18 protein-coding genes are annotated in these 17,694 nt (G+C 66.8%); 3 read left to right on the top strand and 15 right to left on the bottom strand.

Translation table 11 applies throughout. The annotated features are described in order from the left end of the window. Positions 1–30: 30 nt before the first annotated feature. From ureG to LOY37_RS12005, 8 genes are read right to left on the bottom strand one after another with little or no spacing between them, the layout of a single operon-like run. Entirely contained in the window at positions 31–654 is a 624-nt protein-coding gene (gene ureG, locus LOY37_RS12040; RefSeq protein ID WP_123566010.1) for an urease accessory protein UreG, read from the bottom strand. Positions 655–664: 10 nt separating this feature from the next. Beyond that, on the bottom strand, positions 665–1,339 hold the full coding sequence (locus tag LOY37_RS12035; RefSeq protein ID WP_258716989.1) for an urease accessory protein UreF: 675 nt from the start codon (positions 1,337–1,339) through the stop codon (positions 665–667). Then, entirely contained in the window at positions 1,339–1,884 is a 546-nt protein-coding gene (locus tag LOY37_RS12030) for a HupE/UreJ family protein (protein WP_093383515.1), read from the bottom strand. The genes LOY37_RS12035 and LOY37_RS12030 overlap by 1 nt, the downstream gene beginning before the upstream one ends. 22 nt (positions 1,885–1,906) lie before the next feature. Beyond that, on the bottom strand, positions 1,907–2,386 hold the full coding sequence (gene ureE, locus LOY37_RS12025; protein ID WP_258716988.1) for an urease accessory protein UreE: 480 nt from the start codon (positions 2,384–2,386) through the stop codon (positions 1,907–1,909). A gap of 9 nt (positions 2,387–2,395) precedes the next feature. After that, the gene (gene ureC, locus LOY37_RS12020) at positions 2,396–4,099 is read right to left on the bottom strand and encodes an urease subunit alpha (RefSeq protein WP_258716987.1); all 1,704 of its coding nucleotides are present in this window, start codon (positions 4,097–4,099) and stop codon (positions 2,396–2,398) included. After that, positions 4,096–4,413 carry an urease subunit beta gene (locus LOY37_RS12015; protein ID WP_258610510.1) on the bottom strand — a complete coding sequence of 106 codons (318 nt, stop codon included), beginning with the start codon at positions 4,411–4,413 and terminating at the stop codon, positions 4,096–4,098. Before LOY37_RS12015 ends, ureC begins: the two co-directional genes overlap by 4 nt. Positions 4,414–4,422: 9 nt before the next feature. After that, a complete protein-coding gene (locus tag LOY37_RS12010) occupies positions 4,423–4,725 on the bottom strand; it encodes an urease subunit gamma (protein ID WP_093383521.1) in 303 nt (100 codons plus the stop codon). Positions 4,726–4,734: 9 nt separating this feature from the next. Then, entirely contained in the window at positions 4,735–5,568 is an 834-nt protein-coding gene (locus tag LOY37_RS12005) for an urease accessory protein UreD (RefSeq protein ID WP_258716986.1), read from the bottom strand. Between the two features lie 376 nt (positions 5,569–5,944). On the opposite strand from LOY37_RS12005, the gene LOY37_RS12000 reads away from it, so the two are divergent. Together LOY37_RS12000 and LOY37_RS11995 are read left to right on the top strand one after the other, a co-directional pair. Continuing rightward, complete coding sequence (locus LOY37_RS12000) at positions 5,945–6,919, top strand: quinone oxidoreductase (protein WP_045198624.1); 975 nt, start codon at positions 5,945–5,947, stop codon at positions 6,917–6,919. A gap of 18 nt (positions 6,920–6,937) precedes the next feature. Next, the gene (locus tag LOY37_RS11995) at positions 6,938–7,861 is read left to right on the top strand and encodes a LysR family transcriptional regulator (protein ID WP_258716985.1); all 924 of its coding nucleotides are present in this window, start codon (positions 6,938–6,940) and stop codon (positions 7,859–7,861) included. Here the strand turns inward: LOY37_RS11995 and LOY37_RS11990 are convergent. From LOY37_RS11990 to LOY37_RS11960, 7 genes are read right to left on the bottom strand one after another with little or no spacing between them, the layout of a single operon-like run. After that, positions 7,858–9,684 (bottom strand): ABC transporter ATP-binding protein, encoded by a 1,827-nt coding sequence (locus tag LOY37_RS11990; protein ID WP_258716984.1) that lies wholly within the window; start codon positions 9,682–9,684, stop codon positions 7,858–7,860. The genes LOY37_RS11995 and LOY37_RS11990 overlap by 4 nt on opposite strands. Then, entirely contained in the window at positions 9,681–10,499 is an 819-nt protein-coding gene (locus LOY37_RS11985; protein ID WP_258716983.1) for an ABC transporter permease, read from the bottom strand. Before LOY37_RS11985 ends, LOY37_RS11990 begins: the two co-directional genes overlap by 4 nt. A gap of 12 nt (positions 10,500–10,511) precedes the next feature. Further along, positions 10,512–11,573, bottom strand: a complete 1,062-nt coding sequence (locus LOY37_RS11980; RefSeq protein WP_258716982.1) for an ABC transporter permease — start codon at positions 11,571–11,573, stop codon at positions 10,512–10,514. Continuing rightward, entirely contained in the window at positions 11,566–13,137 is a 1,572-nt protein-coding gene (locus tag LOY37_RS11975) for an ABC transporter substrate-binding protein (RefSeq protein WP_258716981.1), read from the bottom strand. The genes LOY37_RS11980 and LOY37_RS11975 overlap by 8 nt, the downstream gene beginning before the upstream one ends. A 10-nt stretch (positions 13,138–13,147) precedes the next feature. Next, complete coding sequence (locus tag LOY37_RS11970) at positions 13,148–14,323, bottom strand: LLM class flavin-dependent oxidoreductase (protein WP_258716980.1); 1,176 nt, start codon at positions 14,321–14,323, stop codon at positions 13,148–13,150. A gap of 9 nt (positions 14,324–14,332) precedes the next feature. Beyond that, a complete protein-coding gene (locus LOY37_RS11965; protein ID WP_045198608.1) occupies positions 14,333–15,067 on the bottom strand; it encodes a class II aldolase/adducin family protein in 735 nt (244 codons plus the stop codon). 12 nt (positions 15,068–15,079) lie between these two features. After that, positions 15,080–16,138 carry an ABC transporter substrate-binding protein gene (locus LOY37_RS11960; protein WP_258716979.1) on the bottom strand — a complete coding sequence of 353 codons (1,059 nt, stop codon included), beginning with the start codon at positions 16,136–16,138 and terminating at the stop codon, positions 15,080–15,082. 310 nt (positions 16,139–16,448) lie between these two features. Here LOY37_RS11960 and LOY37_RS11955 point away from each other — a divergent pair, with 310 nt between their 5' ends. After that, the gene (locus LOY37_RS11955; RefSeq protein ID WP_258716978.1) at positions 16,449–17,666 is read left to right on the top strand and encodes an acyl-CoA dehydrogenase family protein; all 1,218 of its coding nucleotides are present in this window, start codon (positions 16,449–16,451) and stop codon (positions 17,664–17,666) included. Positions 17,667–17,694: the final 28 nt, after the last annotated feature.

The raw sequence follows: 17,694 nt of genomic DNA, 5'->3' as shown, positions 1-17,694 counted from the left end.
CAGGATTGCGCGGCCCCGCGATGCTTTTGGCTACACCGACACTTTCAACATCCCCCGCTCGACAATGAAATCAATCACCCGCTGCAACCCCTGCCCGGTCTTGAGGTTAGTGAAGGCCCAGGGTCGTTCCGGACGCATGCGCCAGGTGTCCTTTTCCATCACCTCCAGCGAAGCGCCGACATAAGGCGCCAGGTCGATCTTGTTGATCACCAGGAAATCCGACTTGGTGATCCCCGGCCCGCCCTTGCGCGGGATCTTCTCGCCTTCGGCAACATCGATCACGTACACAGTGAGGTCGGCCAGCTCTGGGCTGAAGGTGGCGCTGAGGTTGTCGCCGCCGCTCTCGACGAAGATCACTTCGAGGTTGCCGAACGTGCGCGCCAGCTCTTCCACCGCCGCCAGGTTCATCGAGGCATCTTCGCGGATCGCGGTGTGCGGGCAGCCGCCGGTTTCCACTCCGACGATGCGCTCGGGGGCCAGGGCGCCGGCCTCGGTGAGGATGCGCTGGTCTTCCTTGGTGTAGATGTCGTTGGTTACCACGGCGATTTCATAGTGGTCGCGCATGGCCTTGCACAGCGCTTCAAGCAGCGCGGTCTTGCCGGAACCGACCGGGCCGCCGACACCAACGCGCAGGGGTTGCTGATAACTTTGCATGGGGCTTTCCTCAGGAGCGGAACAATCGGGTGTATTGGGTTTCGTGGCGCGCCGAGGCAATCGCCAGCAACGGCAGGCCGCCGCCAAGCTGGTCATCGTCCAGGGCCAGGGCAGTTACCAGCGCAGCGGGCAAGGTTTCGCTCAGGTCACGCAACAGGGTCTGCGCTGCTTGCTGGCCGAACGGCACCAGCTTGACCCCGGCCATCACCGCGCCTTCGAGCCAGGCATAGCCGTGAGCCAGGGCCAGGTCAGCCAAGGGGATATCCCAGTGCACGCCCAGCCAGGCCATGCCGCCGAGTTGGCTGAGCTCAAGCGAACTGCGCCATTGGGGTGCCTGGCCCAGTTGCCAGCCGTCGAGCAAACGGGTCAGGGCCTTGCCGCGCTGGCGTTCTTCCAGGCGCAGTTCGGCGGTTTCGCGGTTGGCCAGCAAAAACCGGCTCCAGCGCGCGAAGGCTTCGGCGTCATCCGCCAGGCAAGCCTGGTACAAGCGCGCCAGCAGCGGCCAGTCGAGGTGGCACAGGGTGTCTTCGATCTGCTGGCGTTGCCAGGCGCGAAAACCATCGGCGCCCTGCACCCAGCCGGCCTCCACCGCCCACTCCAGGCCTTGCGAGTAGGTAAAGCCGCCTACCGGCAGGCTCGGGCTTGCCAGCTGCAACAGGCGCAGCAGCTTCAGCTTGCTGCTCATCAGCCGGCCAGCACCAGCGCGGCACCGGCCAGCAAGCCGCCACCGAAGACTTTCTGCAGGCCGGTGTGCCGACGCAGCAGGCAACCCCCGGCAAAGCCTGCCAGCAGCAACAGGCCACTGACCGTGACGAAACCTGCGCTGAACACCCAGAACGCACCCGGGCTGGCTTCAACGCCGTGGGCCCAGCCGTGGAACAGGGCAAACAGCGGCATGGCCAGGGCCAGCAGCACCTGGCGGCTGGGCAGCAGCAGCGCGGCAGCGGCCACCAGCAGCGAGCCGATGATCATCTGCTCCATGCCGATCACACCGCCGAACACATGGCCCATCAGCGCCCCGCCGAACATCGCCCCGAGGGTCAGCAACGGTAGCGCCAGGGTACGCCCGGTCAGCGCCGCGAGCACCCCGGTGCCAAGCAGCATGAGCAAGTGATCGAGGCCGGTCAGCGGGTGCAGCAAACCATCCTGCAGCGGATTGGCATCATGGCCGGGGTGGGCAAAGGCCGGAAGCGCAACCAGCAGCAACGCGAGGGTGACGAGTTTTTTCATGGGACAATCTCCTTATCGACAATCAGTGGTGAGCGACGCGAACGAACAGGTGGTCACTGTGGGCATGGCTGTGCGGGGCACTCTGGTAGGCCCCGGCTTCGGGCTCGAACGGTGCTTGCTCGACCGTTACGTCAAGGCCCAGGCCACGGACCATTTCATCCAGCACATGGTCGTGCTGATAGCGCAGCAGGCCGGCCTCGATCTGCAGCGGCACATGGCGGTTGCCCAGGTGATAGGCGGCGCGGGTCAGCAACAGTGGATCGGCGCAGCGCACGCTGGACACCTGCTCGGCCGCCGCCAGCACGCGAATCACCTCGCCGCCCTGCGCTTCGCCAAGCAGCTCGCCACCGCGCAGCAACTGCCCGCGTTCGAGCATCAGGCCGGCCTCGCGGCCATCGTCGAGGGTGACGCGCACGCGGCTCTTGATCCGCGTATCGACAGTGAGGGTGACGGTGCCGCTTACCGTGGCGGCGTCGCTCAGGCGACGGGTCAACAGGATCATCTTCGCTCCTTAAAACAGAAAATAACGCTGGGCCATCGGCAACACCGTGGCCGGTTCGCACACCAGCAGTTCACCGTCGGCGCGCACCTCGTAGGTTTGCGAGTCGACCTCGATCATCGGCAACAGGCCGTTATGGACCATGTCGCCCTTGCGCACTGTGCGACAGCCCCGGGCCTCGCCGATCAGGCTGTGCAGCCCCAGTTGCCGGTGCACGCCACGCGCAATCGCCGCCTGCGACAGGAAGGTCATGCGCGTGGCGTGGCGCGCGGCACCGAGGGCGCCGAACATCGGCCGGTAGTGCACCGGTTGCGGGGTCGGGATCGAGCCGTTGATATCACCCATCGGCGCCATGGCGATCATCCCGCCCTTGATCACCAGCGCAGGCTTGACGCCGAAGAACGCCGGCGCCCAGAGCACCAGGTCGGCGAGTTTGCCGGCCTCCACCGAACCCACTTCGTGGGCGATGCCATGGGTCAGCGCCGGGTTGATGGTGTACTTGGCGATGTAGCGCTTGACCCGGAAGTTGTCGCTGCGCGCGGTATCCGGCGCCAAGGGGCCACGGCGTAGTTTCATCTGGTGCGCCACCTGCCAGGTGCGCAGCACCACTTCGCCGACCCGGCCCATGGCCTGGGAGTCGGACGAAGTCATCGAGAACGCGCCCAGGTCATGGAGGATGTCTTCGGCGGCAATCGTCTCGCGGCGGATACGCGACTCGGCAAACGCCACGTCCTCGGCAATGCTCGGGTCCAGGTGATGGCAGACCATGAGCATGTCCAGGTGCTCGTCGACAGTGTTCTGGGTGTAGGGCAAGGTCGGGTTGGTCGAGGACGGCAGCACATTGGCAAAGGCCGCCGCGCGGATGATGTCCGGCGCATGGCCACCGCCGGCGCCTTCGGTGTGGAAGGTATGGATGGTGCGATCGCCAATCGCCGCCAGAGTGTCCTCGATACAGCCCGACTCGTTGAGGGTGTCGGTATGGATCGCCACCTGCACGTCGTGCTCTTCAGCCACGCCCAGGCAGCAGTCGATGGCTGCCGGGGTCGAACCCCAGTCTTCGTGCAGCTTGAGGCCCACGGCGCCGGCTTCGATCTGCTCGCGCAAGGCTTCGGGCCGCGAGGCGTTGCCTTTGCCCAGCAGGCCGATATTGATCGGCAACTGGTCGGCGGCCTGGAGCATGCGCGCCAGGTACCAGGGCCCGGAGGTGCAGGTGGTGGCATTGGTGCCGGTGGCAGGCCCGGTGCCGCCGCCAATGAAGGTGGTAATGCCCGAGGTCAGCGCCTCTTCGACCTGCTGCGGGCAGATGAAGTGGATGTGCGAGTCGATGCCGCCAGCGGTGACGATCTTGCCTTCGGCGGCGATGACTTCGGTGCCCGGCCCGACTGGCAAGGTCACTCCCGGTTGCACATCGGGGTTGCCAGCCTTGCCGACACCGACGATGCGCCCGTCCTTGATGCCGATGTCGGCCTTGACGATGCCCCAGTGGTCGATGATCAGCGCGTTGGTCAGCACCAGGTCCAGCGCCTGCGCGGCAAGCATCTGGCCCTGGCCCATGCCGTCGCGGATGACCTTGCCGCCGCCGAACTTGACCTCCTCGCCATAGATCGTGAAGTCCTTCTCGACCTCGACCCACAGCTCAGTGTCGGCCAGGCGTACGCGATCGCCCAACGTCGGGCCGAACATGTCGGCATAGGCCCTGCGCGATATGCGGCTCATGCCTGATTCTCCAGCTTGCCCATGACCTTGCCCTGAAAGCCGTAGACCTCGCGCTTGCCGCGGTACGGCACCAGCGGGACGGTCCGCGCCTGGCCCGGTTCGAAACGCACGGCGGTGCCAGCGGCGATGTCCAGGCGGTAACCTCGGGTCGGCTCGCGCTCGAACACCAGGGCGTTGTTGACCTCGAAAAAGTGATAGTGCGAGCCGACCTGCACCGGCCGGTCGCCGTGGTTGGCGACGGTGACGCTGATTGCCTCAAGGCCGGCATTGAGTTCGATGTCGCCGTCGGCAACCTGTATTTCTCCGGGAATCATCCTGCGCTCCTAGACGATCGGGTCATGGACGGTGACCAGCTTGGTGCCGTCGGGAAAGGTCGCTTCCACCTGCACATCGGCGATCATCTCGCTGACCCCGGCCATCACCTGGTCACGGCGCAGCACCTCGCGGCCGAGGTTCATCAGCTCGGCAACGGTGCGCCCGTCGCGGGCGCCTTCCATCACCGTGGCGCTGATCAAGGCCACCGCCTCCGGGTAGTTGAGCTGCAGGCCACGGGCCAGGCGCCGTTCGGCCAGCAGTGCGGCGGTGAACAGCAGCAGTTTGTCTTTCTCTCGCGGGGTCAGCTCCATGGCGTTCTCTCAGGTGGCCCAGATCCGCGGCGGGCATGGCGCCAGGCCGACCACGACGGGTCGCAAGGCGTGCCAGAGCCGCTGCAGGGTAAGTTGCAGGCGTTGGTTGTCGTGATCGAGCAGGCGTACCACCAGCAACGGGCCAAGCAGGGTCGCGCCGGCCGGGGCGCCCAGGTCTTCAAGCAAGGCGCGGCTCTGTTCAAGCAGTTCGCTGCTGGCCGGATAGGCGCAAAAGGTTGCTTGCAGCGGCAAGCCGGCGACTTTGTCGAGCTGCCCGCCGTCGATGCGCAGGCGCTCGTGCAGGCCCGGGTCGTCGGCCAGCTCGATGTGCAGGCGACTGTCGACGGCGCCGTGACTGAAGGTCTCGGCCATCACCGGGCGGCCCAGGCACAGGGTTTCCCAGGCCAGCAGGCGCGCGCCGGGCGCCAGGGTAAAGCGGTTTTCCAGACGCACGCGGGCGCCGGCAAAACAGATGTTGCCCTGGGGCAGCCATTCGAGCGTGCTGTTTTCGGCCAGGTAAAAATGCTGCTGGAGGATCGAGGTCGGGCCGCCGCTGCGGTAGAATTTGGTCGCCCCGGGCATGGTCAGCAGCGCATGGCTGCCGGGCTCCAGGTGCACATCGAGCAGCAGTTTGTCGCCGCCGACCACGCCACCCGGTGGGTGCAGCACGTAGACGTGGCACGGTGCGCCTTCGGGATAAAACGGCCGCTGCACCAAAAGAGGACCGAAATGGCGCCGCGCACCAATACAGGTCTTGCTCTCGCCCCGAACGAAACGCAGCCGCAGCTCGGCGCGCCAGCCGGCATCTACGGTGTCCAGGTCGGGGGTTGCGGGGAGCGACATGCCTCAGGTTCCAGTAAACGCTGCCCCAACTCGGCGACAGACGCATTTGCAAGAAACAACCTACGCGCTCAAGCGAATCCAGCGACTTGCAGGTTTGACCAATCGATCAGTAATCGATAGCTGAGGCAAAGCACATAGCGGGCCAAGATGGCGCGCTGGAGGGGTTTGTTTAAACAGCCGGCATGCACCGGTTTAGCGCTGTGTGCTTGCCGCGTGTTTAAACCCGGGCATCAGACCATGCCTACAACGGTGTGGTGCGATAGGGTGAAAACCCATGCCTGAGGTGCAGGAATGATCTGCAATCAACCAGATTGCTGCGCCATGACCCGATCAATACCCTCGACCACACTCACACTGTGCTCGAGGAGCCCGCCCCATGGTCATGCAAATCCGCCTTACGCAAACCGGCGCCCCCGCCGTCCTGCAGCTCGTACAAAGCACCGCGCAAGCCCCCGGCCCCGGCGAGGTCTGGCTTGAACAGGCGGCGATCGGCGTCAACCCGCTGGACGTCAGCCAGCGCAAGGGCGATGTGCCCATCGCCCTGCCCTGCGGGCTGGGCCTTGAGGGCGCCGGAACGGTAGCGGCAATCGGCGCCGGCGTCAGCGGCTTGGCTGTCGGCGAGCGCGTCGGCTACGCCACCGGCCCCTTGGGCGCCTATGCCAGCGCCCGGCTGTACCCCGCCGAGCGGCTGGTGAAACTGCCCGATGATCTTGGCCTGGAACAGGCCGCCGCCGTGCTGTTCAAGGGCATCACCGCCCATTACCTGCTGCACAGCACGTACCCGGTCGGGCCCGGCACGCGGCTGATGATCTACGGCGCCGCCGGGGCCCTGGGGCAATTGCTGGTGCCCTGGGCCAAGCACCTGGGCGCATTTGTGATTGGCGTGGTCTCCAAGCCGGAAAGTGTCGCCCGCGCCCGTGCCGCCGGCTGTGACCAGGTGCTGGTGTTCGACGCCGCGACCCTCGCTGCGCAGGTGCTGGATATCACTCAAGGGCGCAAACTCGACGTGGTCTACGACCCGATTGGCCGGCTGTCGTTCGAGGCCTCACTGGACAGCCTGCGCCCGCGCGGCTTGCTGGTGTCCTGCGGCATGGCCTCGGGAGCGCCGCCAGCCATCGAGCTGAGCACCCTCAATGCCAAGGGCTCGTTGTTCATCACCCGGCCGTCGCTGGCGGCGCACACGGCAAGCGCTGGCGAGTACCAGCAGCGCGCCGGGGAGGTGCTGGCAGCGCTGGCGGCAGGTATCATTCGCGCGCAGATCTGGCAGCGTTATGCCCTGGCCGACGCCGCACTGGCCCATGACGACCTGCAACAAGGACGCTCACAGGGCGCAATCATCCTCACGCCCTGACCTACCGAGGTAACCGCGATGGACCCGTTCGACAGTCGCCAGGCCGATGAGCTTGCCACCCTCCTGGCGCTGTTCGAGCACGGCTCGTTTGCCGCTGCCGGGCGCACGCTGCAGCGCCACCCGTCGGTGCTGTCCAAACGCCTGGGGGCCCTGGAACAGCGCTTGGGCATTCGCCTGGTCGAGCGCACCACCCGCCAGTTGCGCTTCACCGACGAAGGCGCACGCCTGGTCGAGCGCCTGCGCCAGGCCGCCAGCCTGATCAGCGAGGCCGAGCGCGAAGCCGCCGAAGGTGCGACCCAGGTGCGCGGGCGCCTGCGCATCGCCCTGCCCTCGTCCATGGGCCGGCTGTGGCTGAGCCCGATGCTTGCCGAGTTTGCCCTGGCGTTTCCCCAGGTGCAGCTTGAGACCGAATACGCCGAACGTTTTGTCGATATCGTCGCCGAAGGCTTCGATGCGGCGATCCGCATTGGCGAGCTGGCCGACAGCCGCCTGGTGGCGCGCAAGCTCTGTGAGCACCGGCGTATCCTCTGCGCAGCGCCAGCCTACCTGCAACAGCACGGTCAGCCGCAAACCCCGGCCGACCTCGCCGGGCATAACTGCCTGGGTTTTACCGGCCTGCGTTCGTACCCGGAGTGGCGCCTGGCCGGTCTGGGCCAGCAACACACGGTTAAAGTGCGCGGCTCGCTGCTCAGCAACGACAACGAAGCGCTGCTGGCCGCCGCCCGGGCCGGGGTTGGCATCCTTGCCGGCGGCGACTGGCTGATGCAGCACGACCTCGACAGCGGCCGCCTGCTGCGGGTGCTGCCCGACTGGCAGCTGGATGCCGACGCCGGCATTTACCTGGTACGCCCCGGCGCCCGCTACAACAGCGCCGCGACCCTCGCCTTCAAGCAGTGGATCGAGGCGCGCTTTGCCCACGGCGCGCCCTGGCGCAGCCGCTAGACCGCCGCCAGGCGTGGCGTATGGGCCAGCAGGCTCTGCGTGTAGCGGTCTGCCGGCCGGTCCAGCACCTGATCCACCGGGCCCTGCTCAACGATGCGCCCCTGCTGGATCACCACCACCCGATCGGCAATCGCCCGCACCACCCCCAGGTCGTGGGTGACGAACACCAGGGTCATGCCCTCGCCTTGCAGTTGCTTGAGCAACGCCAGAATCGCCGCCTGCACCGAAACATCCAGCGCCGAGGTCACTTCATCGCAGATCAGCACACTCGGCTCGCACACCAGCGCGCGGGCAATCGCCACCCGCTGGCGCTCGCCACCGGAGAGGTGATGGGGATACTTGTCGGCCACCGAAACCGGCAAGGCCACCCGCTGCAGCGCCGCCGCGATACGCGCCCGGCAGGCCTGGCCCTTGAGCTTGAAGAAGTGCTCCAGCGGCGCCTGCAGGCACTGGGCCACGGTCTGCCGGGGGTTCAATGCCCGGTACGGGTTCTGGAAAATGTACTGGATGCGATGACGACTGGCGCTGGGCCGCTGCCGGGCCAGCAGGCTCAGCGGCTGGCCGTCGAAACGCAGCTCACCGCTGGCGTTGTCGCCAAGGCCTGCCAGGGTGCGGGCCAGGCTGGTCTTGCCCGAGCCGGACTCACCGACCACCGCCAGGCATTCGCCTGCCTGTACCTCGAGGGCCAGGTCGAACAGCACCTGGCGGTCGTAGCTGAGGTTCAGATTACTGATCGCCAGCAACGGTGCCTGATCGGCGCGAATCGCCCGCACCTGCAGCGCCGCGATCGGTGCCGGTGTCTCAAGCTGCGGATGCAGGCAAGCGACCTGTTGCTGCGCCTCGAGGGTTTGCAAGCCCGGCTCGGCCTGTTCGCAGGCAGCCGTTCGCCGTGGGCAGCGCGGTGCAAACGCACAGCCATGGGCACGCTGGCCCGGCGCCGGGGCATGCCCGGGAATTGCTTGCAGCGAATGCTGGCGGGCAACGTCTGGAATCGCCGCCAGCAAGCCCAGGGTATAAGGGTGGCTGGGGCGGGCGAACAGCCGTTCGCGGCTGGCGACTTCGACGATGCGCCCGGCGTACATGACCATCACCCGGTCGACCAGGTCCTTGATCACCGCCAGGTCGTGGGACACGTACACTGCCGCCACGCCCTGCTCCTTGCACAGCCGGCGCAGGGTTTGCAGGATGTGCGCCTGGGTGCTGACGTCCAGCGCCGTGGTCGGCTCGTCGAGGACGATCAGCCGCGGGCGCAACACGAACGCCAGGGCGAGCATCACCCGCTGCTGCTGGCCGCCAGACAATTGATGAGGGAAGCGCCGCAAGAACTCGGCGTCGCCCGGCAGGCCGACATCGCTCAGGGTTTGCTGCAGGCGTTGTTGCTGCGCCTCCTTTGCCAGCTGCGGTTCATGGGCGTGCAGGGTTTCCAGCAACAAGCGGCCGATGCGCAGCGCCGGGTTGAGGGCTTGCGCCGGGTCCTGGGCGACGTAGCCGATCAGCCCGCCACGGGCCTGGCGCAGGGCTTCGCCGCGCAGCTCAAGGAGGCTGACGTCGGCGACCACGATCTGCCCGGTGGCAATCCGTGCACCGCGCCGGGCGTGGGCCAGCAAGGCGGTGGCCAGGGTGGTCTTGCCCGAGCCGGACTCACCGACCAGGCCGAGGATTTCACCGGGGGCCAGGCTGAAGTTGATATGGTCGATGATGTCGGCGCTTGTGTTGAGTTCAACCCGCAGTTTTTGCACCCGCAGGGCCGGCTTTTCGCGGGTCAAGCCCGCTCGTGCCACTGTGGGAGCGGGCTTGACCCGCGATGGCGCATAGGAATTCATCGGCGCTCTCCCGCGCTGTGCCGGGCAATGCCTTCGGCGAAGATGTTGGTGCCGTAGGCGAACACCCCGATCAGCAGCGCCGGGGCCAATACCGCCCAGGGCTGAACCAGCAGGCCAGCCTGGTTTTCATTGATCATCAGGCCCCAGTCGGCAGCCGGCGGCGCCACGCCGTACCCCAGGTAACTGAGGCCCGAGAGCATGCCGATGCCCCAGGTGAGCATGTTGCCAAAGTGCACCAGCAACGGCGTGAGCACGTTGGGCAGGATCTCGCGCACAAGGATGCGCGTGCGCGAAAAGCCCATCATCTGCGCCGCCTCGACGAACTCCTGGCTGGCCACCGCTACCGCGCTACCCCGGGCCAGGCGGATCACCCCGGGGGTAAAGGCAATGGCCACGGTGAGCACGATCAGCCACGGCGCGCGGCCGAGCATCGAGACGATCAACAGCACCAGGATCAGGTCGGGAAACGCCAGCCAGACATCCGCGAGCCAAGTGATCGCCTGATCCAGGCGCTGGCGCGACAGGCCGGCCAGCAGCCCCAGTACGGTGCCGACAATCAAGGCAATCGCCGCGGCTGCCAGCGACATCCACAAAATCGACAGGCCGCCGTTGAGCAACCGCGACAGCACGTCATGGCCGAGAAAATCGTGGCCCAGCGGCGCATCCGTTGCCGGCGCGCCGTACACCCCGCCGACCATGTCGGTGGGCGCATGGGGCGCCAGCCACGGCCCGAGCAGCGCCAGGAGGACAATGGCCAGGGTCACCAGGGCGCCGCGGCGAATCTGCGGCTCACGCCACCAGCGTGAATTGAACATGGGCTATTCCTCTCAAGGGGCTTTGGCTGCCGGGCGCCGCCACCAGCTCTGGATACCGCGGCGGTTGCGCTGGATCAGGGTGGCACGGCGGGCGGTGCGCAGTTTTGGGGTGAGCAGCACGGTGAGCAGGTCGGCCACCAGATTGATCAGCACCACCCCGAGGGTGATCACCAGCACCACGCCCTGCACCAGCGGCAGGTCGCGCATCTGGATCGCGCTGTTGAGCTGGGTGCCGATGCCCGGGTAGCTGAAGATCACCTCGGCGAGCAAGGCACCGCCGATCAGGGTGCGCAAGGTCAGGGCCACGCCCTGGATCGCCGGCACCAGGGCATTGGGCAAGGTGTGGCGCCAGACGATGCGCCATTCGGCGATGCCGCGCAGGCGCGCCGCGCTGACGTAGTCCGACTCCAGCGCTTCGATCATCGAGGCGCGGACCATGCGCGCCAGGTACGGCAGCGACGACAGGCTCAGGGCCAGGATCGGCAGCAACAGGTACTCAAGCTGCTGCCACAGGGCCTTGTCCGGATCGAGGATCGATACCGCCGGCAGCAGATTGACCCGGGGCATGGAGAACAGCAGCACCAGGCCGATGGCCAGCAAAAAACCCGGCGTGGCTTTGAGGAAGATCAGCGCCGACAGGCCAAAGCGGTCCAGGCGGCTGTCGCGGCGCAAAGCCAGGCTGACGCCGATGCTCAAGGCCAGCGGTACCACCAGCACCAGCACGCCGGCCAGCAGCGCCAGGGTATTGCCGAAGCGGCTGAAAATGATCGAGGCCACCGGCTGGCTGGAGTCCAGCGAGATGCCCAGGTCGCCGCGCAGCACCTGGCCAAGCCAGCTGCAATACTGCACCAGGATCGGCCGGTTCAGGCCCAGTTGCTCGCGCAGGGTCAGCACGCTTTGCAGCGGCGCCTCGGGGCCGAGGATGACCCGCGCCGGGTCCGACGGCAACGCCTGGGTGGCGATGAACACCACCAGGCTGATAACCCAGGCGGTAAGCAGGCCGTAGCCCAGGCGGCCGATGAACCAGGGCAGCCAGGCAGGCAGTCGGGAAGTTCGTGCGCACGGTTCAGGCATGGTTCAACCACAGGCTGTCAAAGCGCCAGGAGGCGAAGGTGGTCTGTTCGCCGTGCAGCCCGCCGACCTTGCTGGAGGCGGCATCGAGCACGTCGGTAAAGCCCCAGATCAGCAAGCCGCCGCGCTGGTGCTGGATGCTCTGGGCCTCGTGCACCAGTTGCTTGCGCCGCTCAAGGTCGGGCTGGCCGAGGGCCTGGGTGAACAGCTCGGAGAAACGCTCATCGCGAAAATTGCTGCGGTTGTAGATCGCCAGCGGCGCGTCGTTGTGCAGGCCGGTGGCCAGAAAGCCACGGGCGGGCGTGGAGCCTGGCGACATCAGCCACTGCTCTTTTTGCGGGCCGTTGAACACCGAACTGTCCACGGGTGTGACCTTGACCTGGACCCCGGCCTTCTTCGCCTGTTGAGCGAACACCAGCGCGGCGTTGACTTCGTTGGCGGTGGTGGTCAGCTCGACGCGCAGGTCGGTGGCACCGGCCTGGCGCAGCAGCGAGCGGGCCTGGTCGAGATCGTAGCCGCGCTGGGCGATGGCGTGGTTATAGGTCGGGTCTTGCGGCGAGTACAGGTCGTTGGCGATGCGCCCGAAACCATTGAGGCCACGGCCGGTCAGCTCCTGTCGATCGGCCAGCAGGCGAAAGGCCTGACGCACCCGTTCGTCCTGAAACGGCGCCTTGGCGGTGTTGAGGTTGAAGCCGCTGAACGAGGTGGTGGGCGATACCACCAGTTGCAAGCGTGGGTCGGCCTTGATCAGGGCGCTGTGCTCGGCCTGCACACCGCTGGCGACGTCGATCTGCCCGGCGCGCAGGGCGGCGACCCGCGACACCTGGTCCTTGAATTCGATGATCTCCAGCTCGTCGGCGTAGGGCTGGTTGGGTTTGTAGTAATTCTCGAAGCGGGTAAACAGCGCGCGTTGGCCTGGCACGAAGCTTTTCAGCCGGTATGGCCCCGCCCCCACCGGGTTGCTTAGCGGATCGTAATCGGTCGGCACGATAGCGCCGAAGGCAATCAGGGTTTCGTCCAGCGGGAAGAAGCTGCGACCCTGCTTGAAGCGGATCTCGATGGTACGCTCATCGAGCTTGCGCAAGGCCTGGCGGTCGATGGCTCCAACCAGCCCGGCAAACGGCGAGGCCAGTTTCGGGTCGGTCAGGCGCAGGATCGAAAACAGCATGTCGTCGGCAGTGATGCTCTTGCCATGGTGGAACTCCAGGCCCGGCTTGATGCGGATGGTCCAGGCGCTGGCATCGGCGTTGGGCTCGGCGAACTCGGCCAGGCCCAGGCGCGTACTGACGTCGTCGTTCCACTCCCAGAACTTGCTGTACAGCGCCCAGCCGCGAATGATCCCGCCGCCAGACGGCTTGTGGGCATCAAGATTGCCGGCCTGGTCGCCGTCGATGATGCCAACCCGCAAGCGCCCGCCACGCACCGGCTGGGTGGGCCGGCTGATGGCGCCGACCACCGCCGGCTCGCCGGCGCCGCAACCTGTGAGCAAACTGGAGCCGAGCAACAGGCCGCCACCGACGGCCAGGCTGTTGCCGAGAAACACCCGGCGGGAAAATTCGTTTGGCATGGGCAACTCCTTAAGCCGGTTCGGCAACCGTGCGCGCACTCAGGTGCGCAATGTCGAAACCGTGGTCCAGGTCGAGCAAGGGGAACAGCAGGTCGGCGACCCGGTGGGCTTCATCAATCAGCGGGAAGCCCGAGAGGATGAACGCCGAGGTGCCCTGGGCCTCGTACTCGCGAATCCGTTCGGCCACCTGCTCGGCGCTGCCGACCAGGTAGGTACCGGCCGCCGGGCCGAGAATGTTGAAGCCGAACAGGCTCGGGCCGGTCCAGACGTTGGGATAGATCTCAAGCTCCCGCGCGGTGGGCAGGCGGCCGTCGCGAATGCTCTGCACATTGCGCTGGATCTGCGGGTTGTCACTGCTGAAGGTCTCCAGGCTCTGCCCGGGCGGCAACTGGCGTTCGATGGCGGCGCGGGCGGTGGCCAGCGAAGTCTGCTGCAGCAGTTTTTCGGCGTGGGCCCAGGCCTCTTCCTCGGTTTCGCGCACGATGATCTGCAGGCGCGTGCCAAAGCTCAGTTCGCGGCCGATCTTCGCCGCCTCCGCCGCCACCCGGCGGAACTTGTCGCCGAGCTTCGGCGGGGTGTCGGCAAAACTCAAGTAAACGTCCAGCAGTTGCACCGAATGAGCCACGCCCGGGCCCGAGGTGCCGGCGCCCCACAGCGGCACGCTGGCGCGTTCTGGCGGGTGCCAGCCGCCCAGCGGGTGACGTGCCGCCGCAGCCGGGCGCGGCGCCAGCTTGACGTACTGACCGTCAAAGCCTGCGGTTTCGCCGGCATAAATACTCTGGAACGCGCGCCAGTATTCCAGGCTGAACTGGTAGCGCTCGTCGTGCGGGTAATGCACGCCGAGAGTGGCCAGGCCGGCGTCGCTGCCGTTGACCACGTTGAACAACAGGCGACCGTTGGAGAACTCGTCAAAAGTCAGCGCCCACTTGGCCAGCACCGCCGGCGACAGCTCGCCCGGATGCTGGGCCACCAGAAAACGCAGGCGCTCGGTGGCGTCGATCAGCGCGGCGGCCACTGCCAGGCTTTCGTTGGGGCTTGAACCCAGCAGCGAGCCGTAGTAACCCAGGCGATCGCTGGCCACCGCCAGTTGCTTGAGGTGGGCGAAATCGGTTTTCCAGCGCCCCTGGGCTTCCCACGGATAGGGGCCATCGGGGCTGGTCAGGTACCAGAGAATTTTCACTGCCATGGTCTTTCCTCAAGCGCGAATGCGGTCGGTGGCGGGAATCAGGCCCAGCTCGCTGGCCTTGTCGATCAGCCTGCTCATCTTCCATTGCTGGGTGAGCACGCCCGGGCCGAAGGGCCGCGAGCCGCCGATGGCTTCGGCCAGCAGTTGCAGTTGCGCGCCCTCCTCCAGCAGCACGATGAACTCGGCAGTGGCGCGCAGGCCCTGCTGGCCCCACACCGTGGCGCCACCGTTGGCTTCAAGGATGGCCGGGGTGAAAGGGTTCTCGGCCAGGCGTTCGAGGATGAAATCGACCTCGTCCTGGCGCCGGTCGATGTAGGTCGGCAGCTCGCGGGCTAGCTGGAAGCGCTGCACCGGCACGTAGTTGAACGGCAAGGTGCGCTGGGTCTGGGCCCAGGCGCCGAGGTACGGCGAGTGCACATGTGACACCGTGGTGATCTGCGCCTGCTCGCGGAACAGTTTGGCGTAACGGCCCAGGCCGCCCTTGCCCTGGCCATGCACCAGGTTGCCGGCCAGGTCGCTGACCGTGGCCTGCAGCGGTTTGCGGTACTCCCACGGCCCCGGGTAGTTGACCGACACCAGCAGCTCGCGCCCCGGTACCCGTTCGATAAAGCCGACGGTGCCGTTGGCGGTGATGGTGTTGGTTTCGCGGAACACGGTGAAGGCCTGCCCGGCCTCGTCGAGCACCTGCTCGATGAAGGTTTGCAGCTCGGCGTCGATCAGGTGCTCGGTGGTCAGTACGGTCATGGCAATGCTCCTTTAAGCGCGGGCGCGGCGTTCAGCCAGCAGTTGCTGGGCGGCTTGCAGTGGACGCGGGTCGACCCAGTCGGCCAGGGCAAAATCGGCTTCGAGAAAGCCGTGCAGGTTGAGGAAGGTTTTCTGGATGTCGAGGTACGCCAGGCGTTCGGCCGAAAGGTCCGGGGCCAGGGTGGTATGAAAGTCGCCGCGGTAGGCTTGATCGACGCCTTCGGCACCGGCGCGGGTTTCGTCCTGGAGGATGCGCAGCAGGCCGTCGCGGTTGTCGCGGGCCCAGTCGGCGGCGCGCAGGGTCTGGGCAAGAAAGCGCACCACCAGCTCGAAGTGATCGTCGAGCAGGCTCTGGTGCACGGTGATCGGCCGCGGCGTGCCGTTGTTGATGCGATAGCGTGGGTCTGTGATCTGGTCCAGGTCAATGCCAACCACCAGGCCCAGGCGCCGGGCGGCATCGGCGGCGGCAGCGCCCTTGACGTAGACCGCATCGACCTCGCCGCGTACCAGGTAATCCAGGCCCGACCACAGGCGTTGCAGGCCCTGCTGCGGGGTCGGTGCATCGTCCTGGGACTGCAGCGCCACCTCCACCAGCTGGACATCATCGAAGCTCAGCCCGGCCAGGCTCAGCGCGCCCTTGTAGCCGTGCAGGCTCATGGCCCGGGCGATGCTGCCGGGGCGGTTGGCGCCCCAGGCCGGCAGCGCCAGGCGCTTGCCCTTGAGGTCGGCGGCGCTGCGAATGCCCGAATCCGGGCGCACCAGGATGGTCTGCCATTCCTCGATCCAGGTCAGGCCGATCAGCCGGCTCGGTGCACCGGCGGCGCGGGCGGCCAATGCCGGCACGTTACCGCCCTCGCGAAACAGCCCGGGCAGTTGGTGATCGTAGTGGTGATGACCCAGTTGCCGGGCTTCCTGCAGGGTTTCTACCGGCAGGCCGTCGGCGGCGAATTCTTCGGTGAGCCAGCCCAGGGTGTAGGCGATGCCGGAAGCGGTCGGCACCGGGCAGCGGGTGAACCAGAGTTGCTCAAGCGTGGTTGCGCTGGGCAGTGGCAAGGTGGCGGCGATTGTCATGGGCATGCTCCATCAAGCGGATCGAATCGGCCAGGTGGCCTTTGCCTGAGCTATTGCAGCGCCCGTGCCAACTCGGCAAAGCCCTGATTTCATTGGGCTTTACCCCTTGCCGCAAGGCCCGACTGCTGATCTGCCAGCAGTCGGGCCGCAAGCCTGCTGCTGCCAGAGCAACAATCACCGGCTTACTGCTGCCCCAGCAACACCCGGCACCGGCAAAAACGCCGCGAGCCCTGCCCCACGGGGGTTTGCCGCCACTGGCACAGAACCTGCTCAAGGCCCTGGGTACCTGTTCATTCAAGGAAGCCCTATCGTGAGTACCCTGCCCCGTCGCCTGCACAGCCCCGCCCAGGCCATCGCCGCGGCCCATGAAATTGCCGAGCAAATCGCCGCCCTCGCTGCCGACCCGTTGCTCAACCGCGAACTGCCCCGGCGCCAGGCGCAGTTGCTGTCCGACAGCGGCATCACCGCCATCGGCGTACCGACAGCGCTCGGCGGCCTGGGCGCGTCGGTCGAGACCATCGTCGAGACCGTGCGGATCATCTCCCGCGCCGACGGCGGCGTCGGCCAGTTGCTGCAGATTCACAACGTGATGCTGCGCGGCGTGCTCAGCGGCTACCCGGATGCCGTGCGCGACCGGCTGATCGCCGATGTACTGGCCGGCAAGCGCCTGGGCAATGCCCTGGCCGAGGTCGGCGGCAAGAACAAGTTCGCCCTCAAGACCCGGGTCGAGCGCCGCGCCGATGGCAAGCTGATCCTCAACGGCAGCAAGTTCTACTCCACCGGCGCCTACCTGGCCGAGTGGATCTCGCTGACCGCCGCCAGCGATGATGGCGGCGCCGGCGTGCTGCTGCAGCGCGACACGCCCGGCCTGACCCTGGTCGATGACTGGGACGCCTTCGGCCAGAACAACTCGGTCAGCGGCACGGTAATCTTCGACAACATCGAGCTGGACGAGCGCTACGTGCTGCACCGCCAGGGCCCGATGAAGCGCACCGGCCTGACCTTCCCGCAGATCCTCCACGCCGCCATCGACACCGGTATCGCCGCCGGCGCCCTGCAGGCCGGCATCGACTACCTCAACCAGCACGCCCGGCCGTGGGTCGAGAGCGAGGTGGAACGGGCCAGCGACGAGCCGCACATCATTCGCCAGATCGGCGAGTACGCGGTGGCCCTGCGCGCCGCCGAATCACTGCTGCGCGACGCCGCGCGAACCTTCGACGCCCACGAGCAGGACCCGGACAACAAGGCCCTGCAAGACGAGCTGATCCTTTCGGTGGCCAGCGCCCGCGCCCATTCCGATGGCGCTGCGCTGAAGATCTCCAGCGACATCTTCTCGCTGCTCGGCGCCAGCTCATCCTTGAGCAAGTGGAACCTCGACCGCTTCTGGCGCAACGCCCGGGTGCACACCACCCACGACCCGATCCGCTGGCGCCTGCACCACGTCGGCAACTACTACCTCAACGGCATCGACCCCGGCGAATACACCGCCATCCTCACTGCCAAGCAAAAGGCCGGCGCCAGCCGCTGAGCACACACTTTCCTCCTGCCGCGAGTCC

It is taken from the genome of Pseudomonas sp. B21-012 (genome assembly GCF_024749305.1).
GTDB lineage: Bacteria > Pseudomonadota > Gammaproteobacteria > Pseudomonadales > Pseudomonadaceae > Aquipseudomonas.
This window is presented reverse-complemented; position numbering and strand designations above follow the sequence as displayed.

Bases quoted from the DNA above. Each gene is read 5' to 3' on its own strand.
- ureG (WP_123566010.1), bottom strand. From the start codon at position 654: ATGCAAAGTTATCAGCAACCCCTGCGCGTTGGTGTCGGCGGCCCGGTC.
- LOY37_RS11985 (WP_258716983.1), bottom strand. From the start codon at position 10,499: ATGTTCAATTCACGCTGGTGGCGTGAGCCGCAGATTCGCCGCGGCGCC.
- LOY37_RS12035 (WP_258716989.1), bottom strand. From the start codon at position 1,339: ATGAGCAGCAAGCTGAAGCTGCTGCGCCTGTTGCAGCTGGCAAGCCCG.
- LOY37_RS11965 (WP_045198608.1), bottom strand. From the start codon at position 15,067: ATGACCGTACTGACCACCGAGCACCTGATCGACGCCGAGCTGCAAACC.
- LOY37_RS11980 (WP_258716982.1), bottom strand. From the start codon at position 11,573: ATGCCTGAACCGTGCGCACGAACTTCCCGACTGCCTGCCTGGCTGCCC.
- LOY37_RS11960 (WP_258716979.1), bottom strand. From the start codon at position 16,138: ATGACAATCGCCGCCACCTTGCCACTGCCCAGCGCAACCACGCTTGAG.
- LOY37_RS12000 (WP_045198624.1), top strand. From the start codon at position 5,945: ATGGTCATGCAAATCCGCCTTACGCAAACCGGCGCCCCCGCCGTCCTG.
- LOY37_RS11995 (WP_258716985.1), top strand. From the start codon at position 6,938: ATGGACCCGTTCGACAGTCGCCAGGCCGATGAGCTTGCCACCCTCCTG.
- LOY37_RS11975 (WP_258716981.1), bottom strand. From the start codon at position 13,137: ATGCCAAACGAATTTTCCCGCCGGGTGTTTCTCGGCAACAGCCTGGCC.
- LOY37_RS11970 (WP_258716980.1), bottom strand. From the start codon at position 14,323: ATGGCAGTGAAAATTCTCTGGTACCTGACCAGCCCCGATGGCCCCTAT.
- LOY37_RS12010 (WP_093383521.1), bottom strand. From the start codon at position 4,725: ATGGAGCTGACCCCGCGAGAGAAAGACAAACTGCTGCTGTTCACCGCC.
- ureC (WP_258716987.1), bottom strand. From the start codon at position 4,099: ATGAGCCGCATATCGCGCAGGGCCTATGCCGACATGTTCGGCCCGACG.
- ureE (WP_258716988.1), bottom strand. From the start codon at position 2,386: ATGATCCTGTTGACCCGTCGCCTGAGCGACGCCGCCACGGTAAGCGGC.
- LOY37_RS12005 (WP_258716986.1), bottom strand. From the start codon at position 5,568: ATGTCGCTCCCCGCAACCCCCGACCTGGACACCGTAGATGCCGGCTGG.
- LOY37_RS12015 (WP_258610510.1), bottom strand. From the start codon at position 4,413: ATGATTCCCGGAGAAATACAGGTTGCCGACGGCGACATCGAACTCAAT.
- LOY37_RS11990 (WP_258716984.1), bottom strand. From the start codon at position 9,684: ATGAATTCCTATGCGCCATCGCGGGTCAAGCCCGCTCCCACAGTGGCA.
- LOY37_RS12030 (WP_093383515.1), bottom strand. From the start codon at position 1,884: ATGAAAAAACTCGTCACCCTCGCGTTGCTGCTGGTTGCGCTTCCGGCC.